Origin of the sequence: Streptomyces sp. NEAU-W12, from assembly GCF_026242095.1 — a bacterium.
GTDB lineage: Bacteria > Actinomycetota > Actinomycetes > Streptomycetales > Streptomycetaceae > Streptomyces.
In genome coordinates this window covers 1-17,675 of record NZ_JAPJDM010000009.1, presented here as the reverse complement: position 1 = coordinate 17,675, position 17,675 = coordinate 1, and the positions used below count along the sequence as shown (strand labels likewise).

The following is a 17,675-nucleotide window of genomic DNA, read 5'->3' as shown; positions in this document are numbered from 1 at the left end:
CACACCACTGGAAGGACAACCGAGTTGACCTCCGCACCGCTCGCCGCCGTCACCGGGGCCGAAGGCTTCATCGGCTCGCACCTCACCGAAGCGCTCGTCGCTGCCGGCCATCGCGTCCGGGCCATGGCCCAGTACAACTCCTTCTCCTCCTACGGATGGCTGGAGACCCTGTCCCCGGACGTCCTGGACCAGGTGGAGATCGTCCTCGGCGACGTCCGGGACCCCGGATCGGTACGCGGCCTGCTCGAAGGGGCCGACCGCGCCTACCACCTGGCCGCGCTCATCGCGATCCCGTACTCGTACCGGGCACCGCACAGCTACGTGGACACCAACGTCACCGGTACCCTCAACGTGCTCGAAGCCGTGCGCCAGTTGGGTACGCCGAGACTGGTGCACACCTCCACGAGCGAGACCTACGGCACCGCGCGGACCGTGCCGATCACCGAGGACCACCCCATCAACACCCAGTCTCCGTACGCCGCTTCGAAGGCGGGCGGGGACCGGCTGGCCGACAGCTACCACGCGAGTTTCGACACGCCGGTGGTGACCCTGCGGCCGTTCAACACCTTCGGACCGCGCCAGTCGATGCGCGCGGTGATCCCCACCGTCATCGGCCAGGTCGCGGCGGGGGAACGCACCATCACCCTCGGCGACCTGCGGCCCACGCGGGACTTCACCTACGTCGAGGACACGGCGCAGGCCTTCCTCGCCGTCGGCACCGCACCCGCCGAGCAGGTCGTGGGCCGCACCTTCAACGCCGGCACCGGCGGCGAGATCTCGGTCGGCGACCTCGTCGCGCTGATCGGCAAGGTCATGGACAGCGCCCTCGACGTACGGGAGGACACGGCACGGCTGCGGCCCGCCAACTCGGAGGTGATGCGGCTGGTCGCCGACGCCACCCGGCTCGCCGACGCCACCGGCTGGAAGCCCGCCCACACGCTGGAGGAAGGACTCGCCCGGACCGTGGAGTTCTTCCGCGACCCGGCCAACCTGGCCCGCTACAAGACCGGCATCTACAACGTCTGACCCGCCCCGCCTCGTCCAACCCGCCCCGTCCGGCCCGCACCACCCGACTCGCACCATCCGATCCGCACCACCCGATCTGCGTCCGGCACGTCCCCGGGGAACACGAAGAATCCGAAGGAGAAGCCCCATGCACGCAGTGATACTGGCAGGAGGCAAGGGCGTCCGGCTGCGGCCCTACACCACAGCCCTCCCCAAGCCGCTCGTTCCCATCGGCGACCAGCACGCCATCCTGGAGATCGTGCTGCGCCAGCTCGCCACGTCCGGCTTCACCCACTGCACCATCGCCATCGGCCACCTCGGCGGGATCATCCGCGCCTACGTCGGCGACGGCTCCCAGTGGGGCATGGACATCGACTACGCCACCGAGGAGAGCCCGCTGGGCACCATGGGCCCCCTGCTCACGCTGCGCGAGCGGCTGCCCGAGACCTTCCTGGTGATGAACGGCGACGTCCTGACCGACCTCGACTACGCCGACGTCCTGAACCGGCACCGGGAGTCCGGTGCCCCGCTGACCATCGCGACCTACGCCCGCAAGGTCCACATCGACTTCGGCGTGCTGACCACACAGGCGAGCCGGGTCGTCGCCTTCACCGAGAAACCCAGCATGGACTACCGCGTCTCCATGGGTGTCTACGGGCTGTCCCGCTCGACGCTCGAGGACTACACGCCCGGCCTCCCGCTGGGCTTCGACGAACTCGTCCTGGACCTCCTCGCCGCCCAGCGCCCGCCGCACGCCTACGAGTTCGACGGATACTGGCTGGACATCGGACGCCCGGACGACTACGACCGGGCCAACGCGGAGTTCACCACCCGCAAGTCCCTGCTGCTCAAGGGAGCCTGAGCACCCATGCGCGTTCTCGTCCTGGGCCGCACCGGCTACCTGGGCCGTCATGTCGTCGCCCACCTGCGCGGTCTGCCGGACACCCAGCTGTCCGAGGCCGGCCGCTCGTCCGCGGGGGCCGGCGCAGGCCTGCGCGTCGACCTGGCCGCCGACTCCCCGGACCGGCTCGCCAAGACCCTGGCGGAGGCGGCACCCGACGCCGTGATCAACTGCGCGGGCGCGACCGGCGGCGACCCGGTCACCCTGGCCGAGGTCAACGCCCGCGGCCCCGCCGCCCTGTGCGCCGCGCTGGGGCAGGCCGCCCCCCGGGCACGCCTGGTCCACCTGGGGTCGGCCGCCGAATACGGCCCGGGGGAACCCGGCACCAAGGTGGCGGAGACGGCGGCGACCCGCCCGCTCGGACCGTACGGCGCGACCAAACTCGCGGGCACGGCGGCGGTGACGGCCTCCGGCCTGGACGCGGTGGTGCTGCGGGTGGGCAATCCGGTGGGACCGGGTGCCCCGCCCACCGGACTGCCCGGCAGGGTCGCCGCCCTTCTGCGCGAGGCCGGCGGGCCGACGGGAACGGAGGCGGGGACAGGGGCCGGGGCGGAGGCAGGGGCCGGGGCGGTGCTGCGGCTCGGTGACCTGTCCGCGTACCGCGACTTCGTCGACGTACGCGACGTCGCGCGCGCGGCGGTGCTCGCCGTCACGGCGGCCGGGCCGCTCCCGCCCGTCCTCAACATCGGCGGCGGCGAGGCGGTCCGGGTGCGCGACCTGGTGCACCTGCTGGCCCGCCGGGCCGGTTTCGGGGGACGGATCGAGGAGGACACGAGGGCCGCGGGAGGCTCGGCCCGCTCGGCGGCGGTGTCGTGGCAGTGCTCCGACATCACGGCGGCGGGCGGGGCACTCGGCTGGCGTCCCTCGTACACCCTCGAGGAGTCACTGGCCGCGCTGTGGGCGGACGGCGGCACGGACTCCGACGACGCGGGCGCCGACGACACGGGGGCCACCGGTACGGAAGGCGGCCGCGCGCCGTGAGCCTGCTGATCCCCCTGTACGTCCACCCGGCCGAGGACCCGGGCGCCTGGCACCGGCTGATCACGGCCGCCGACCGTACCTACGCCGTCGTGCTCAACCCCGCGAACGGCCCCGGGGCCGGACCGGACCAGGCGTTCACGGCGGTCGCGGACGCGCTGCGGGCGGCCGGTGCCCGGCTGCTCGGCTACGTCGACACCGACTACGGCGCACGGGACCCGTCCGCGGTCACCGCCGACGCGCGCCGGCACCGGGAGTGGTACGCGGTCGACGGCTGCTTCCTGGACCGGGTGACCGCAGGGCCGGACGGCCTGCCGGGCTGCCGCAGGCTGGTCCGGTCCCTGCGCCGGACCGGCGCGCGGACCGTCGTGCTCAACCCCGGCGCGGACCCGGCGCCCGGTTACGTCCGCCTCGCCGACCTGACCGTCACCTTCGAGGGGCACTGGTCCACCTACGTCGCCGCGTTCAGCCGCTCCGCCCGGGCGAAGCCGTACCCGCCGGAACGGCTCTGCCACCTCGTCTACGGTGTGCCCGAAGCGCTCGTGCCCCTGGCCGTACGCACCGCGCAGGACCGCGGCGCCGGGGTCTGCGGCCCTGTGACGGGTGAACTGCCGAACCCCTGGGCCACGTTGACCCCTGCCCTGACCGTGACCGAAACCGAGGGGCGGACATGAGCAGGAAGCCTCCGTTCTTCGCGCCCGCGCTGACGGTGCCGGCCGTGCTGGCCCTGCTGGCCGCCGCGGCCCTGACCGGGTGCTCCGGCCCGGACGGCGCCGGGGACGCGGACACCCGGTCCGCACCGCCGTCCCGCACCTCACCGGCCCCGCCCGGCCCCTCCCGCGCCCCCGACCGGGCACCCTGGCGCCCACGCCCCGGGCTCGCCTGGCAGTGGCAGCTCGACGGCAGGGCCGACCCGTCGGCCGAGGTGCCCGTCTACGACATCGACGGCTTCGAGAACACCGCCGCGGACGTGGCCCGCCTCCACCGCGACGGCCGCAAGGTGATCTGCTACGTCAACGTCGGCGCCTGGGAGGACTTCCGGCCCGACCGGGACGCCTTCCCGCGCTCCGTCCTCGGCAGCACCAACGGCTGGCGGGGCGAACGCTGGCTGGACATCCGCCGGATCACCGTACTGGAGCCGATCATGGAGCGGCGGTTCGACATGTGCCGGGACAAGGGCTTCGACGCGGTGGAACCGGACCTGGTGGAGGGCTACGACCACGACACCGGGTTCCCGCTCACCGCCGCCGACCAGCTCCGCTACAACCGCATGATCGCGGACATCGCACACGAACGCGGCCTGTCGGTGGGCCTCAAGAACGACCTGCCGCAGGTCCCGCAGCTCGTGGACGACTTCGACTTCGCCGTCAACGAGGAGTGCGCGCAGTACGGCGAATGCGCCGAGCTCACTCCGTTCATCGAGGCGGGCAAGGCGGTCTTCCACGTGGAGTACGCAGAGCCGACCGGTGAGTTCTGCGCCGAGTCCCGCGAGCTGAAGCTGTCGTCCATGCGCAAGAAGCCGGACCTGGGGGTGTGGCGGGACCCGTGCTGACCCGCGGGACGACCTGTACGGGGGGTGGTGACCCGGGGACGCGAACAAGCGTGAGACGCGCGGTGCGCCGCCACGACGATCGGGTCGGCTTCCTGCACGCCGAGCTGCTCCTCGGACCGGCCGGTACGGCCGCCCGTCTCCGGCCTCTTCCCGTCGCACTCCGCCCGAGCGGGCTTCGTGCCCTGGCCGGGGCCGGCGAACGGCCCTCCCGCCTTGACCTTCTCGGGGGCCTTCGGCGGGTCGGGCCCGGTGTCGCCGGTCAGCACCTCGACCTCGACACCGGACAGATCACGCACGGGCCGCCCGCCCCGGGCACGCTGCGCGCCCAGCCGGATCTCGACCACCAAAGGTCGGCTCCGGTGCCGGATCGATCGAGATCGACAACCCCATCGTCTCCGGACGCGACTACGGCCAGAGCGACTTCAACGCCGGCGCCGACCTCGGTGGACTGGACACGCGACGGGACGAGACCGCGTACCGGAGCCTGATGCTCCAGGACGTGAAGACCTACCTGGAGTCGATCGGCGTCCCCGAGACCGGCGGTGACGGCTGGACCGACAAGGACTGGGCCAGCCTCGGGGGCATCTCCAGCACGGAGGCGTTCGACGCGGTGGTGGACGCGGACTGGCTCTTCACCTCACTGGCCCGAACGCTGCGGATGCGCAAGGCTCTCATCCAGGCACCGGTCCTGTGGGAGCTGCGTAAGCTCAACCCTTTCGACTTCGCCTCCGACGCAGCGGTCAAGGCGGGTCAGATGGACGACTGCGGCACCGGGTGGGGACAGATCTTCGCCGAGACCGCCCTCAAGGCCCGCAACTACCGCATCGGCGAAGGGATCATCAACGGCGAGCCACTGGACTACGATTCCACGACCGACCTCCGGGACGTCTGGGACCAGTTCCACCACGACGAGGAGTACAACGTCCGCACCGTCGCGTACGTGCTGCTCTGGAACTCGGAGCCGCTCGGTGTCGACCGGCCGGACCTGAGCGGCGACGTCCATGTCACGGAGGCGGTCCTCGGCCGGTACAACGGCACCGACTCGGACGCCGAGCAGTACGGACGAGAGCTGATGGGCCTGTACAGCGTCCTGGAGCAGTACAACGCGTTGTCGCGCGCCCAGTGACACCTGCGAACGAAGGAAGACGGGACCAATGACCGGACGGTGGCAGACGGCCCCGGGGGCGAACGTGCTTCTCGGTGTCCCGGGCGTGACACCGATCTGGATCCTGTGGTTCCTCGCAGCGAGCTGGACCAGCGGCCCCGAGCCGACGGACAACGACCCCATGGTGCTCTGGCTGCCGATCGCGGCCATTGTCGTCGTCCCCTACGTCATGCTCTGGCTGTCCGTGAACCGCTCCCTCGCGCGCCGGAGTTCGCTCACCCCGCGCACCTACTGGTGGCTCAGCGCCCTGGCCACCTTCCTGCCGACCACGGCGCTGATCATCCACTCACCCTAAGAAGGGAACCAAGACGTGCACACCGACAGGCGCGGCAGCGTGACCGGGATATCGAGACGAACCCCGGTGAGGGCGCCGGCGTGACGGTGGACGTCCTGGCCCCGTCCCGTCGCGACCGCGCGAAGCGGCTGGTGAAGGAGCAGCGCGCGAGCTGAGGCCCGTAGAACACACGCCCGGGGGCGGATCGTTCGGTCCGCCCCCGAAGGACGGCGTCTCCCGGTGGAGCGCTGTCCGGCCTCCCCGGCCACCACGTCGCGGACCGGACCCCCGACGAGGACGCGCTCCGCGCTCCCGGCCGCCCTGCTGACCGCCGAGCTGCGGCCCGGCACCACCGCACGCGCTCCGCGCCCGCCGCCGCCCTGCCGCCGGAGTGCATGCGGCCCGCCGTTCTCGTGCACCGGGCCGAACTGCCGCTGACCCGCAGCCGAAAGCTCGACGCCGAGGCACTGCCCGCCACCGCCCGCCACCCCGGCGGACCGCCGATCGCAGGGGCAGGCGGCGGGAGCCCTCGATCAGTAGCCGTAGATCATCTTGTAGGCGACCTCGGGGAGGAACTGTCCGGCCGCGGAGCCGGCTCCGACGCCGCAGTTGCCGTCCGACTCGCCCGGGGTTTTGATCCACAGGAGCATCTCGGCTCCCCCGCCCGTCCGGGTGGGCGTGCCGATGCGGCGGCCCGAGGGGTTGCACCACTGTCCGTCGGAGCCGTTGCCGTTGCGGCTGGTGTCCACGACGAACGGCTTGGTGTAGCCGAAGCGGGCACTGAGTTCGCTGTTGACGGCGTTGCCGTAGGCGGTGTTCTCCGCGGTGGTGATGTAGTTGGAGACGTTGAGCGAGAAGCCGTGGGCCTGGCGGAGGCCGGCTTCGTGGAGGCGCCGGGCCATGGTCGCCGCGTCGGCCCAGCGCGGATTGCCGGCGTCCATGTAGACCCAGGTGTTGGGGGCCTGGCGGTTGAACTGGGCGAGGGCGCCTGTGAGCATGCCCTCGCGTTCGTCGATCTGAGCCTGGGACATGCAGCCGTAGTCCCCGAGGGAATCCGGTTCGAGGACGACGAGGGCCGGGCGGTTGCCGATCCCGCCGGCGAACTGGGCGATCCAGTCGGCGTAGGCGGACGGCGAAGCGGCTCCGCCGGCGGAGTGCCCGCCGCAGTAGTCGCGGTTGTAGATGTTGTACGCGACGAGGACGGGCAGCTTGTCCTGGTGGTCCGCCGCTCCGACGTAGGCACCCGTGACGGTGCCGATGGCGCCGCTCCAGGGGCCGAACCAACGGGCCATCGGCGTGTTGGCGATGGACGCGTTGATCGCGGCGGCCCGGCCGTCGCCGGGGTGGGCGGCCGCCCACCTCTTCGCACTGGAGTCGGGGTCCACGTAGAACCCACTGGTCATGGTGGTCGGGTCGGCCGCGTGGGCGGACGGTGCGGCGGTGAACGCCAGCGGCAGAGCGAAGAGCGCTGCGGCCAAGGCGCGGAGTCTACGGCGCATGACTGAACCTCGTTCTCCTGGCAGGGATGCGTCGCACGCTCTCGTCCCGAGCCTGCGACGCGCTGAGGAAGTGCGGTGGCACGATCATTTCTGGGAGCGCTCCCACTGGAAGCGCTCCCAATGGCGCGGCGAAACCGTTGGGGTGTGGTCGGTATGGTGGGACGGGGCAGTTGAGCTGTCAAGGGTCAACGCGCAAGCATCTTCACCGGCTTGCACGCCCGAAGGTCTGACGGGGCCGAAACTGGAAGCGCTTCCAGTTGGCCGGCCGCTGAGGACCCTCGCCGGCCCCCTGTCGCCCACCGGGCGGGTGGCAGCGGCATGGACCGAGGTGAGACGCTGCCCGTCCGGTCGAGGGGGAAGGGCTCATGCTTCATGGCAGAGGATGCGCCGCGTCGGCAGCCGACGCTCGACGAGGTGGCCGAACGCGCCGGTGTCTCCCGCTCCGCGGCCTCCCGCGCCCTCAACAACGCTCCGCACGTCAGCCGCGCCAAGCGCGAGGCGGTGGAACGGGCCGCCCGGCAACTCGGGTACGTCCCCAATCCGACCGCCCGTGCTCTGGCCACGCGCCGGACCGGAGCGGCCGCCCTGGTCGTCTCGGGAGAGGATCCGTCGATCTTCGCCGATCCGTTCTTCGCCCAGGTGATCGTGGGGGCGTCGGCCGCCCTGGAGGAGGCCGACCTGCATCTGATGCTCTGTCTGGCCGCCTCCGACCGGGGCCGCAAACGGGTCGAGGAGCTCCTTCGGTCCAGGGGCGCGGACGGGGTCATGCTGATGGCGCTGCGCGAGGACGATCCGCTGGCCCGTATGGCCGACGAGGCGCAGTTGCCCGTCGTGTTCGGTGGTTGCCCGGTCGGTTCGACTCCCCGGTGGTACGTGGACGTCGACAACGTCGGCGGAGCGCGCGAGGCGACCGAGCACCTGGTCTCGCGCGGCCGCAGGCGCGTGGCCGCGATCTGCGGGCGTCTGGACACCGAGGCCGGGCGCGCCCGGTACCGCGGCTACCGGGACGCCATGCTGGGCGCCGGCCTCGATCCGTTCCCTCCGCGGGAGGGCGACTTCACCGAACCCAGCGGAGCCGCCGCCATGGCCGCACTGCTGGCGAGCCGTCCCGAGGTGGACGGGGTGTTCGCCGCCAACGACAACATGGCGGCGGGAGCGCTGCGCACGTTGCGGGAGGCCGGCCGACGGGTCCCCGCCGACGTCGCCGTGGTCGGCTTCGACGACCTGACGGTCGCCCGGATCGCCGATCCGCCGCTCACCACCGTCCACCAGCCCATAGAGGCCTTCGGACGGGAGATGGCGCGCATGCTCGTCGCGCTCGTCAACGGGCGGGACCCCACCCCGCTGATCCTTCCGACCCGCCTGGTCGTCCGCTCCAGCGCCTGACGGCCGTGACCCGGACTCGGCTGCCGACGCGGGGGCCGGCGTGCCGTCCGGGAGGGACAGGACCGGGCCACGCCGACGGTGGTCTTCCCGTGCGCCACGTACTGCACATCCGAAGAACTACGGGGAGAGATAAGCAGGTTGGGGCCGCGGCAGAACATGGGAAGAACAGGGCCCTGTTTCGACAACGCCGCCGCCGAGTCCTTCTTCACGGTCCTGAAGGAGGAGATCGGCACCCGCCGCCGGCCCGACCGGGCCGCCGCCCGCGCCGAGATTTTCGCCTTCATCGAGACCTTCCGCAACCGCAGACGGCTGCGGAAACACCCGCACCGGGGCTGCCTGACCCCGCCGGAGATCAGGCGGCGACACGAGCAAGGACACGCCCTCGCGGCGTAAGTGCGGAGTGCCCAGCATCACGGGGAGAGTTCGGTTCATGAAGAACCTCACGCTCAAGGTGGGCAACTGCAACCACCGCCGCTACGTGCCCGACCTGGTGTCCATGGTCGCCGCAGGCCGTCTCGACCCCGTGCCGCTGATCACCCGCTGGGCCGGAACCGAGGGCGCGCTCGATGCCTACCGGGCTTTCGATCGGCGCGAGTCCGGCTGGACAAAGGTGGCCCTCGGCGTCGCGGGCGACGGTTCCGTCGCACCCGGCCTCGGTGAAGCGGCGGGAACGGGAGCGGCAACCACAGCGGGCACGCAGGGCCGGGCGGCGACGGACCACGAGGGCGGAGGTGACCGGTCATGACGGCAGAAGCGGACGAGAAGGCACAGAAGACGGACGACTTCTGCTGCGCCAGTTGCAGCGAGAAGGTCCATGTCGAGGAAGAGGACAAGACCCCCTCCTGCCCGAACGGGCACAAGGAGTTCGAGACCCGCCGCAACGGACCGGGCAACAAGTCCTGACCGGGCGGGGCGCTGCCGGCGGCCGAGCCACGTCAAGGGCTCCCGTCCGACGAGGAGCCCCGGCCCGCCGAGCGCCCCGGAGTGCTACGCCACCGGCGCCGCCATGACCTGGGCGCTTGACCGGTCGGATCCTCGCGGGCAGGCCGCTCAGTGCGCACGGGGCCGGTCGTCGTGGCTGCCGGTTCCCGTGTCGCTGTGCCCCTGCGGCATGCCGGGGTCCGACCGATGCTGTGGTGTCCCGTCGTCGTCGGGGAGGCCGATCAGTTTCTCGACGTCGAAGATCCGTGCAATGGGTACGTCCGTGCTGCTGTGGGCGACGATCGAGAAGGCGATGGTGACGGCGATCAGGGTGAACGCGTCCTCGCCCTGAGGGATGCCTGCCTGGAGCACCAGCAGTCCGTAGACCACCGAGGCGAAGCCCTTGGGGCCGAACCACGCCGCGGTGAGCTTCTCCTTGCGGTTGAAGTCGGTGCCCACCAGGGACAGCAGCAGTGAGGCCGGGCGGATGAGGAAGATGCACAAGACCGCCACCGCGTAGCCGCCGATCGAGAGCTCGCCGAAGAGGTGCGGGGTGAGCAGGGCGCCGAAGACGAGCAGCGCTGCGAACTTGGCCAGCTCCGCCAGAGCTCCCCCCAGCGGCTCGAAGGCGCCCTTGGCCTGCGGCGCGAGCGCGGCGATCACCGCGCCCGCGGAGAAGGCGGCCAGGTAGGGGTTGGCGTGGGTGAGGTGGCAGGCCGCGTACAGGATGACTCCGACCGCCAGCGGCAGCAGGGGCTGAAGCGAGGGTTCGGCGCCCAGCATCCGGAACCGTACCAGCCAGTGCACCAACAGCGGCAGGGTCACGCCGAAGAGGAGCCCGAGGAGGAGTTCACCGGCGATCGAGGCGACACCGACGTTCTCGGCGTGGCCGGCGGGTGCGGCGGCCGCGATGAAGACGAGGACGAACGGCAGCGCGAGGCCGTCGTTGACGCCGCTTTCGATGTTGAGCAGTTGCCGCAGTCGGGCGGGCACCTCCTCGCGGCCCACGATGGCCGAGGCGAACACCGGGTCGGTGGGTGCCAGTACGGCGCCGATTAGGAAGGACGTCGTCCAGTCCAGGCCGACGAGGAAGTGAGTGAGCAGGGCGACCCCGAGGAAGGCCAGCGGCATGCCCAGGACGAGCGCGCGGGCCGGGTTGCGCCAGGACCGGCGCAGGGCCGGGAAGGAAACGTGCATCCCGTCGGTGAACAGCACCGCGAAGAGCGCCAGGTCCGCGGTGACCCGGACGATGTCGCTGTCCGGAGTGATGTGGATCAGGCCGAGGAAGCCGTCACTGACGATCGCGCCGCCCACCAGGAACAGCAGCGAGGTGGACAGCACCGAGCGGGCGGCCAGCCCGGACAGCAGCACGGCCACCAACAGCGCCGCCCCGAAGACGATGACGAGTACCACCTGAAACGCTCCCCGCTGTCGGCCAGGCCCGGCGGCGCCGACCCGGAACGGCAGGCGCCTCTGCCCTGTCCTCTGCCACAGCCCGGGCCTGGTATGCGTACCTGCCGAGGATCTGTTCATCGCGCACTGCCGTCCGGAACCGCTGCGCCCGGAACCCCGAGAACACACGAGTGCCGTCGCTCCGGCCCATGGAGGTCCGTGCCATGATCCGTCGGCCGGGACTCTGACCGGACCGGACGCGGCTGCGAATTCCGGCCGCGCAAGAGGTTCCGGAAGAACCGGATGCCTCTGAAGCAGAGGAGGAGCACTGCGAACTGGACGACAGAGCCGGCCCGGCACCCGCCTGAAGGAGGAGAGGCTGACGAGCCCTCGCTTCCTCGGCGGTCCGCGCACAGCGCTCCCTGTCGACATGCTCAACCGCACATCCTGCCGACTGGATGCGTCCTTGCCTCCGCGGACTCCGTCCAGTACGGCGGGCGCTTCAGCGCGCGCAGGACCGGCAGCGGCGTGAAACCAATGCCTCCACCGCACCCCGCGCCGTGGTGGACGCGTTCACCACGACCCTCTCGGACTGATCGGCTGAGGTGACGAGGGGAGGGGGGCGGCCCTCAGCAGTAGGACGCTCAGGAGAGGAACGCCGAGGCCGGCTCGGTTCTGATCGGCTGCACGCGCGCTGTTCGTGTACCGACGTGCGGCTGCCCTGCGGTCAACTGACGAGGACCTGGGCGGAGGACTCCTGCGGCTTCGCGTTCGCCCACCGCATCCGGCGCAGGGCGTCGGGGTGGCAGGACTGGACGGTTGTGAGCAGTTCGGTGTCCTTCAGCCCTTGTGCGGCCTGGGCGAGCATCTCCCCGTCCACCGGGAGTCCGGCTGCTTTGACGTAGATTTCCCGGAGGTCCCTCAGCAGGAGCAGGGCCACCTGGGGTTTCCGGCCGACGAGCTCACTGGCCTCGTCCCGCAGGCGTTCGGCTGTCTTCGGTTCGTCCACGGGGTCGGGACCGAGCCGGGTACCGAACCGTTCGCCGATGTCCGCGATGGTGCGGACGTGCCGCTGCGACCAGCGGGCCAGACCCCGGGCGACGTGGTGGATCTCATGGCCGACCTTGTGACGTTCGGAGACGCGCAGCAGCTCATGTGCGAGGTCGTTCTCGTTCTGGTGCAGTTCGGGCAGCAGCAGGCCGTTCAGCAGGGCCACGTCCGTCCCCGGCCGGGGCGCCAGGCGCACGGTGGCCGCCCGTGCCACCGGTGCCGTCCGGGGTCGACACAGACCAGGGCGGACGGGTTGGGCCCGGCCGGCCGGCCCGGCACCCGCGTCCACCGCACGCTCTGCGTCCCGGCCATGCTGCGGCCGAACAGGGCGATGACGTCCGCGTGGTCGATGCCGGCGTAGGAGGCGGGCTGCCCGTCACAGCCGAACGGACTTCTTCAACGCCGCCGCCGCGGTCGCCGTGCACAGCCGGGTGTTGCCCTCCACGTGGTTGGTGCCCAGCCCGCCGCGGGCGATCACCCCCAGCGTGCAGGACCCCTCGGCGAAGAGCTGCCCGGTGGTGCAGAAGCCGATCGCGCCCGGGCCCTGCTCCTCGAGGAGTTCCCGGGTCCGTGCCACGACACGGTCCATCCTTCTTGGCCATTGATGTGCTGACTGGTCCGTGAGTGTCCTGGAGTGGGTCCGAGCCCGTCTCACCGGCCGGGGCCATCAGGGGGAGTCGCGTACGTGCGGTGACGCCCCCGGCGGCGATGGGCCGCTGTGCTCACCACCGCGCTCAGGGCCGCGCAGAAGATGAGTGCGAGGGCCAGACCGGAGCAAAAGACGGCCAGCGTGTTCATGGTGGCGATGTCCTGGCCGAGTACGGACACGGTGTACTCGGGGCCACCGGAGAGGTTGTCGGCGATCACCAGGCCGGTGAAGGTTCCCACGGCCGCGAGGAGGAGCAGTCCGAGTATGAGCATGCGGGTCATCCCCTCGAACAGAGTGTTCCACTGGTACGGGATGCAGTCCCACCTGAGTACCCGTGGTGCTGCGCGGGACACGCGGCAGGCGCGTGGGAAGGCACGGAGCGTCGTGCCTTCCGTGCCGACTCCGAGCCTGCGGGCCTGCGGATATGTACGTGTTGCTCGGTGTTCGAGTGGTCGACCGTCCGGCGGAACGGGAGCCGGGGACAGCTTCAGGACCGGCGCGGCACCACAGGCGCCGGTGGCAGGCCGCCCGGGCGCACGGTACCCGTAAGGCCCTTGTCGCCGCGGTAGCGGTTCACCGCCGCAGCCGACGGGAAGTCTCCGCCCCGCCGGAGACGGGGGCGTGTGAGGCCCCCGCGGAAGGGAACGCGGTGGCCGTCCCCGTCCCCGTCCCCGTGTCCGCCACGGCCCTGAGGAAGGACCCGCTCATGCAGTGGTCCGGCTCCTCCCACCGCACCCCCCGCTTACGCCCAGGCCCCCGGCGGCGCCGTCGGCCTCGTCACGCTCGCCGCTCTGACGGCCTGCGGCGACAAAGGCGTCACTCCTTCGGCGTCCTCTCCGCCGGACACATCCACCGGCACGGCGACCACGGTGACTTCCTCCGCTCCCGCCGACGCCACTCCGGGACCGGCCGGACCCTCCTCCACCCGCAACGCGTCGCAGGTGTCGCCGGCCCCACCCCGTAACAGCCGGGTGGGTCACTTGTTCCCTTCGGTGCTGTCGTGCGGTCCGGCGCCGGGGCGTTCGTCGCGGTGGCGGCTGCCCGGCAGCATCTCCTGGACCTTGGCCTTGAGGCCCTGCTTCACCATGGAGCCGCGGTCGCTGTCGCCCTTGAGGATCGCGGTGGCCGCGGCTTCGATCTGGTCCAGCTCCGCGTGCGGCGGGACGGGCGGGACGGCCGGGTCGGTGCGGAAGTCGATGACGAAGGGCCGGTCGGCGGCGAGGGCCCGGTCCCAGGCGGACTCGACGTGCTTGGGCTTCTCCACCCGGACGCCGTCCAGGCCGATGCGCTGCGCGATGTCCGCGTACGGCAGGTCGGGGATGTGCTGGGATTCCTCGAACTGCGGGGCGCCGGACATGGCCCGCATCTCCCAGGTGACCTGGTTGAGGTCGCCGTTGTTCAGCACGGCCACGATCAGCCGAGGGTCGGACCACTCGCGGTAGTACTTCGCGGCGGTGACCAGCTCCATCATGCCGTTCATCTGCATGGCGCCGTCGCCGACCAGGGCGATGGCGGGCCGGTCGGGGTGGGCGAACTTCGCCCCGATGGCGTACGGCACGCCGGGGCCCATGGTGGCCAGGGTGCCGGACAGGGAGCCGCGCATCCGTCCGCGCAGCCGCAGGTGGCGGGCGTACCAGTTGGCGGCCGAGCCGGAGTCGGCGGCGAGGATCGCGTCGTCGGGCAGCTTGCCGTCCAGGGCGTGGACGACGTACTCGGGGTTGACGGGATCGGCGTCCACTGCGGCGCGGCGCTGCATGACCTCCCACCAGCGGGCGACGTCCTTCTCGATCTTCTCCTGCCAGGTCCGGTCCGTCTTGCGGTGCAGGCGCGGCAGGAGCCGTCGCAACGTCTCACGGGCGTCGCCGACGAGGTTGACCTCGTTGGGGTAGCGCAGGCCGATCATGTGCGGGTCGATGTCGATCTGCACGGCCCGCGCCTGGTCCAGCTCCGGCATGAACTGCGTGTACGGGAAGCTGGAGCCGATCATCAGCAGGGTGTCGCAGTCCCGCATGAGCTCGTAGGAGGGGCGGGTGCCCAGCAGCCCGATGGAGCCGGTGACGTAGGGCAGGTCGTCGGGCAGGGCGTCCTTGCCGAGCAGGGCCTTGGCCACGCCGGCGCCGAGCACGTCCGCCAGCCGTTCGACCTCCTCGCGTGCGCCGCGGGCCCCCTGTCCGATCAGTACGGCGACCTTCTCGCCGGCGTTCAGCACGTCGGCGGCCCGCTGGAGGTCCTCGTCGGCCGGGACCGGCGCGTACCGGCCCAATCCCAGACTGGAGGGCACCATCTTGAAGGCGTGCGTGGGCGGGCTGTAGTCCAGTTCCTGCACGTCGCCGGGGAGGATGATCGCGGTGACGGTGCGCTTGGCGTACGCGGTGCGGAAGGCCCGGTCGATCAGGTTCGGCAGCTGCTCGGGAACCGTCGCCGTCTCGCAGAAGTCCGAGGCCACGTCCTTGTACAGGCCGGCCAGGTCCACTTCCTGCTGGTAGGAGCCGCCCATGGCGCTGCGGTTGGTCTGTCCGACCAGCGCCACCACGGGCACGTGGTCCAGTTTGGCGTCGTACAGCCCGTTCAGCAGGTGGATCGCGCCGGGACCCGAGGTGGCGGCACAGACACCCACCTTGCCGGAGAACTTGGCGTACCCGACGGCCTGGAAGGCCGCCATCTCCTCGTGCCGGGCCTGCACGAACTTCGGCTTGTTGTCCGCCCGCCCCCAGGCAGCCAGCAGACCGTTGATGCCGTCACCCGCGTAGGCGAAGACATGATCGACGTCCCACTCGCGCAGCCGCTGGAGGATGTAGTCGGACACCTTCGTGCTGGCCATGGATGGACACTCCGTTTCCGATCCCGTCAGTGAGTGACTGTCCCGGTGCCCCCGGTCCGGGGTGCGCACAGGGGCGCGCGGGGCACGTCCTTCGATGGATAACCGTGCGGACACGAGGGAAACGTCGCCCTCGCGAAGCCGACCCGGTGACGCGGACGTCAGCCGAGGAGGCCGGTCCGGCACGTCGCAGTGGGACCGCGCGCTGCCTCACGGACTTCGACTCCTCTGCCGGCATGGTCCGCGCGCTGGAGACCTCCTCCAACAGATCACGCGCCGTTACGGACCCGAGTGGTCGCGACCACGCACATCTTCGGCTCCGGCCATGGACCGTGGCTTTGGTATCGGCCGCCGGAGTGAAATGGCGGGTTGTGCGACGTCACCGGCGTGTCGCGTGGCACCCATCCCCTGCCGGGCGCCGAAGAAGCACCTTCCCGCCTGTTCTGCCCGGTGGCGGTGTGCGGAGGGCGGTGACGCCGCGGTGGCCGGACGTCGCACGAGACGCGGACGGCTTCGCCACAAGGCGACGGAGCCAGGAATCCACGCCGCGCCGGGGACCGAGAAGGAGAAGCCGATCATGGGACATGGCGGAAACATCATTCAGGAACTGACCACGGACCACCGCGAGGTGGACTCGCTCTTCGAACAGATCGAGGCGCTCCCCGCAGGTGAGCAGCGACGGCGCGAACTGGCGGACGAATTGACGAGGGAGCTGGTGCGCCACTCGGTGGCGGAAGAGGAACACCTGTACCCGACGGTGCGCCGTTACGTCGACGGGGGCGACGACCTGGCCGACGAGGAGATCGCCGACCACAGCGAAGTCGAGCGCATGCTCAAGGAACTCGAAGGCTGTGAGCCCGGTGACGGCCGGTTCGACACCTTGATCACGCAGCTGAAGACGTCCGTCACCGAACACGTCGCCGACGAGGAGAACCGGCTGTTCCCCCTGCTGGCCGACGCCTGTTCCGCCGACGCCCTGCAGGAACTGGGCGAGAAGGTGCGGATGGCCAAGGAGACCGCGCCCACCCGCCCGCACCCTGCCGCGCCCGACACGCCGCCCGCCAACAAACTCCTCGCCCCGGGCACCGGCATGGTCGACCGGCTGCGCGACGCGCTCACCGGCCGCGGCCGACAGGGCTGAAGGCTCACCGGACCGTGTCCGCCGTACCTGTCGCATGAGGGGAATGCGGCATGCCGGGAACGCGCTCGGCCCCTGGCCAGCAACACGGAGCAGCACACGGGGTGCCTGGGCGTCGGCTTGCGCAGGTGGGACGTCCTTGGCCTGCGGCCCCTTCGTGCTCGCCCGGCGCGGACGGTCTCGTCGGAGTCGCCGAGCCGCTGCCCCTCTCGGCGAACAGATTCAGCTCCGCGTCGGCTCCACGGCCGCCTCGCCGCCGTCCAGCCCCGCCCCTCATCTGCGGCCGCCGCCATTGCCTCCACTCGCGCCAGGTCCGACGCACCGCGACCGCGATCAGGGCCGGGCGGTGCTGACGGAGCACTCGGCGGTTTGCGGCGTCGGGCGTGGTGTTACCCGTAAGCGAACGGCATCAGCCGTCGCTGAGCACCATTGGAGGTTTCCGTCGTGACCACTGCAGTCAAGGACATGCTCGCTACGTATCCTGCCGATCTGGGCGGGGTGGACCGGGAGAAGCTCGCCCGGTGTATCGAGGAATGCATCGCCTGTGCACAGGCGTGTACCGCGTGCGCGGACGCGTGCCTGTCGGAGGAGATGGTCAGTGAACTGACCAAGTGTATCCGTACGAACACCGACTGTGCCGACATCTGCAACACCACCGCCGCGGTGCTGTCCCGCCACACCGGCTACGACGCCAACATCACCCGCGCGATTCTCCAGGCGTGCGCGACCGTCTGCAAAGCCTGTGCCGACGAGTGCGAGCGCCACGCCGATCAGCACGAGCACTGCCGCGTGTGCGCCGAGGCGTGCCGCCGCTGCGAGCAGGCGTGCAACGACCTCGTCGGTTCCCTGGGCTGACATACTCCCCGTCCACTCCGCTGCACCGGGTGGACGGGGCCCGACTTCGGAGGGCGGCAGCCTGCTGGTCCCCAGCACCGCCCGGTCGCGGG

General features: G+C 71.2%; 19 protein-coding genes. 13 read left to right on the top strand and 6 right to left on the bottom strand.

Annotation, left to right across the window (positions count from 1 at the left end; translation table 11 throughout):
- The first annotated feature begins 24 nt into the window (after window positions 1-24).
- From ORI94_RS12945 to ORI94_RS12915, 7 genes are all read left to right on the top strand, one after another.
- Entirely contained in the window at window positions 25-1,026 is a 1,002-nt protein-coding gene (locus ORI94_RS12945; protein ID WP_266074684.1) for a GDP-mannose 4,6-dehydratase, read from the top strand.
- A 127-nt stretch (window positions 1,027-1,153) separates the two neighbouring features.
- The gene (locus ORI94_RS12940; RefSeq protein WP_266074683.1) at window positions 1,154-1,867 is read left to right on the top strand and encodes a nucleotidyltransferase family protein; all 714 of its coding nucleotides are present in this window, start codon (window positions 1,154-1,156) and stop codon (window positions 1,865-1,867) included.
- Window positions 1,868-1,873: 6 nt separating this feature from the next.
- A complete protein-coding gene (locus ORI94_RS12935; protein ID WP_266074682.1) occupies window positions 1,874-2,887 on the top strand; it encodes an NAD-dependent epimerase/dehydratase family protein in 1,014 nt (337 codons plus the stop codon).
- A complete protein-coding gene (locus ORI94_RS12930) occupies window positions 2,884-3,558 on the top strand; it encodes a spherulation-specific family 4 protein (RefSeq protein WP_266074681.1) in 675 nt (224 codons plus the stop codon). Before ORI94_RS12935 ends, ORI94_RS12930 begins: the two co-directional genes overlap by 4 nt.
- On the top strand, window positions 3,555-4,436 hold the full coding sequence (locus tag ORI94_RS12925) for an endo alpha-1,4 polygalactosaminidase (RefSeq protein ID WP_266074680.1): 882 nt from the start codon (window positions 3,555-3,557) through the stop codon (window positions 4,434-4,436). The genes ORI94_RS12930 and ORI94_RS12925 overlap by 4 nt, the downstream gene beginning before the upstream one ends.
- A 487-nt stretch (window positions 4,437-4,923) precedes the next feature.
- Window positions 4,924-5,562 (top strand): hypothetical protein, encoded by a 639-nt coding sequence (locus ORI94_RS12920; protein WP_266074679.1) that lies wholly within the window; start codon window positions 4,924-4,926, stop codon window positions 5,560-5,562.
- Window positions 5,563-5,590: 28 nt separating this feature from the next.
- Complete coding sequence (locus ORI94_RS12915; RefSeq protein WP_266074678.1) at window positions 5,591-5,896, top strand: hypothetical protein; 306 nt, start codon at window positions 5,591-5,593, stop codon at window positions 5,894-5,896.
- 512 nt (window positions 5,897-6,408) lie between these two features.
- On the opposite strand, the gene ORI94_RS12910 is transcribed toward ORI94_RS12915, so the two are convergent.
- Window positions 6,409-7,374: a glycoside hydrolase family 6 protein gene (locus ORI94_RS12910; protein ID WP_266074677.1), complete on the bottom strand. Its 966-nt coding sequence runs from the start codon at window positions 7,372-7,374 to the stop codon at window positions 6,409-6,411.
- A 372-nt stretch (window positions 7,375-7,746) separates the two neighbouring features.
- Here ORI94_RS12910 and ORI94_RS12905 point away from each other — a divergent pair, with 372 nt between their 5' ends.
- The 4 genes from ORI94_RS12905 (at window position 7,747) to ORI94_RS12890 (ending at window position 9,663) form a co-directional block, all read left to right on the top strand.
- Complete coding sequence (locus ORI94_RS12905; protein WP_266074676.1) at window positions 7,747-8,760, top strand: LacI family DNA-binding transcriptional regulator; 1,014 nt, start codon at window positions 7,747-7,749, stop codon at window positions 8,758-8,760.
- 156 nt (window positions 8,761-8,916) lie between these two features.
- Entirely contained in the window at window positions 8,917-9,153 is a 237-nt protein-coding gene (locus ORI94_RS12900) for an IS3 family transposase (RefSeq protein WP_266074675.1), read from the top strand.
- A gap of 37 nt (window positions 9,154-9,190) precedes the next feature.
- Complete coding sequence (locus tag ORI94_RS12895; protein WP_266074674.1) at window positions 9,191-9,505, top strand: hypothetical protein; 315 nt, start codon at window positions 9,191-9,193, stop codon at window positions 9,503-9,505.
- Window positions 9,502-9,663, top strand: a complete 162-nt coding sequence (locus tag ORI94_RS12890) for a hypothetical protein (protein ID WP_266074673.1) — start codon at window positions 9,502-9,504, stop codon at window positions 9,661-9,663. The genes ORI94_RS12895 and ORI94_RS12890 overlap by 4 nt, the downstream gene beginning before the upstream one ends.
- Before the next feature lie 147 nt (window positions 9,664-9,810).
- Here the strand turns inward: ORI94_RS12890 and ORI94_RS12885 are convergent, their stop codons facing one another.
- The 5 genes from ORI94_RS12885 to ORI94_RS12865 form a co-directional block, all read right to left on the bottom strand.
- Window positions 9,811-11,094: a cation:proton antiporter gene (locus ORI94_RS12885; RefSeq protein WP_266074672.1), complete on the bottom strand. Its 1,284-nt coding sequence runs from the start codon at window positions 11,092-11,094 to the stop codon at window positions 9,811-9,813.
- 706 nt (window positions 11,095-11,800) lie between these two features.
- Window positions 11,801-12,337 carry a hypothetical protein gene (locus tag ORI94_RS12880; protein WP_416237812.1) on the bottom strand — a complete coding sequence of 179 codons (537 nt, stop codon included), beginning with the start codon at window positions 12,335-12,337 and terminating at the stop codon, window positions 11,801-11,803.
- 162 nt (window positions 12,338-12,499) lie between these two features.
- Window positions 12,500-12,700 carry a hypothetical protein gene (locus ORI94_RS35505; protein ID WP_416237811.1) on the bottom strand — a complete coding sequence of 67 codons (201 nt, stop codon included), beginning with the start codon at window positions 12,698-12,700 and terminating at the stop codon, window positions 12,500-12,502.
- Between the two features lie 74 nt (window positions 12,701-12,774).
- Window positions 12,775-13,044 (bottom strand): hypothetical protein, encoded by a 270-nt coding sequence (locus ORI94_RS12870; RefSeq protein ID WP_266074671.1) that lies wholly within the window; start codon window positions 13,042-13,044, stop codon window positions 12,775-12,777.
- 704 nt (window positions 13,045-13,748) lie between these two features.
- Window positions 13,749-15,593, bottom strand: coding sequence for a thiamine pyrophosphate-requiring protein (locus ORI94_RS12865; RefSeq protein ID WP_266074670.1), 1,845 nt, complete (start codon window positions 15,591-15,593; stop codon window positions 13,749-13,751).
- Between the two features lie 574 nt (window positions 15,594-16,167).
- On the opposite strand from ORI94_RS12865, the gene ORI94_RS12860 reads away from it, so the two are divergent.
- Window positions 16,168-16,731 (top strand): hemerythrin domain-containing protein, encoded by a 564-nt coding sequence (locus ORI94_RS12860; RefSeq protein ID WP_266074669.1) that lies wholly within the window; start codon window positions 16,168-16,170, stop codon window positions 16,729-16,731.
- Window positions 16,732-17,172: 441 nt separating this feature from the next.
- Window positions 17,173-17,583 (top strand): four-helix bundle copper-binding protein, encoded by a 411-nt coding sequence (locus ORI94_RS12855; protein WP_266074668.1) that lies wholly within the window; start codon window positions 17,173-17,175, stop codon window positions 17,581-17,583.
- The last annotated feature ends 92 nt before the right edge of the window (window positions 17,584-17,675 follow it).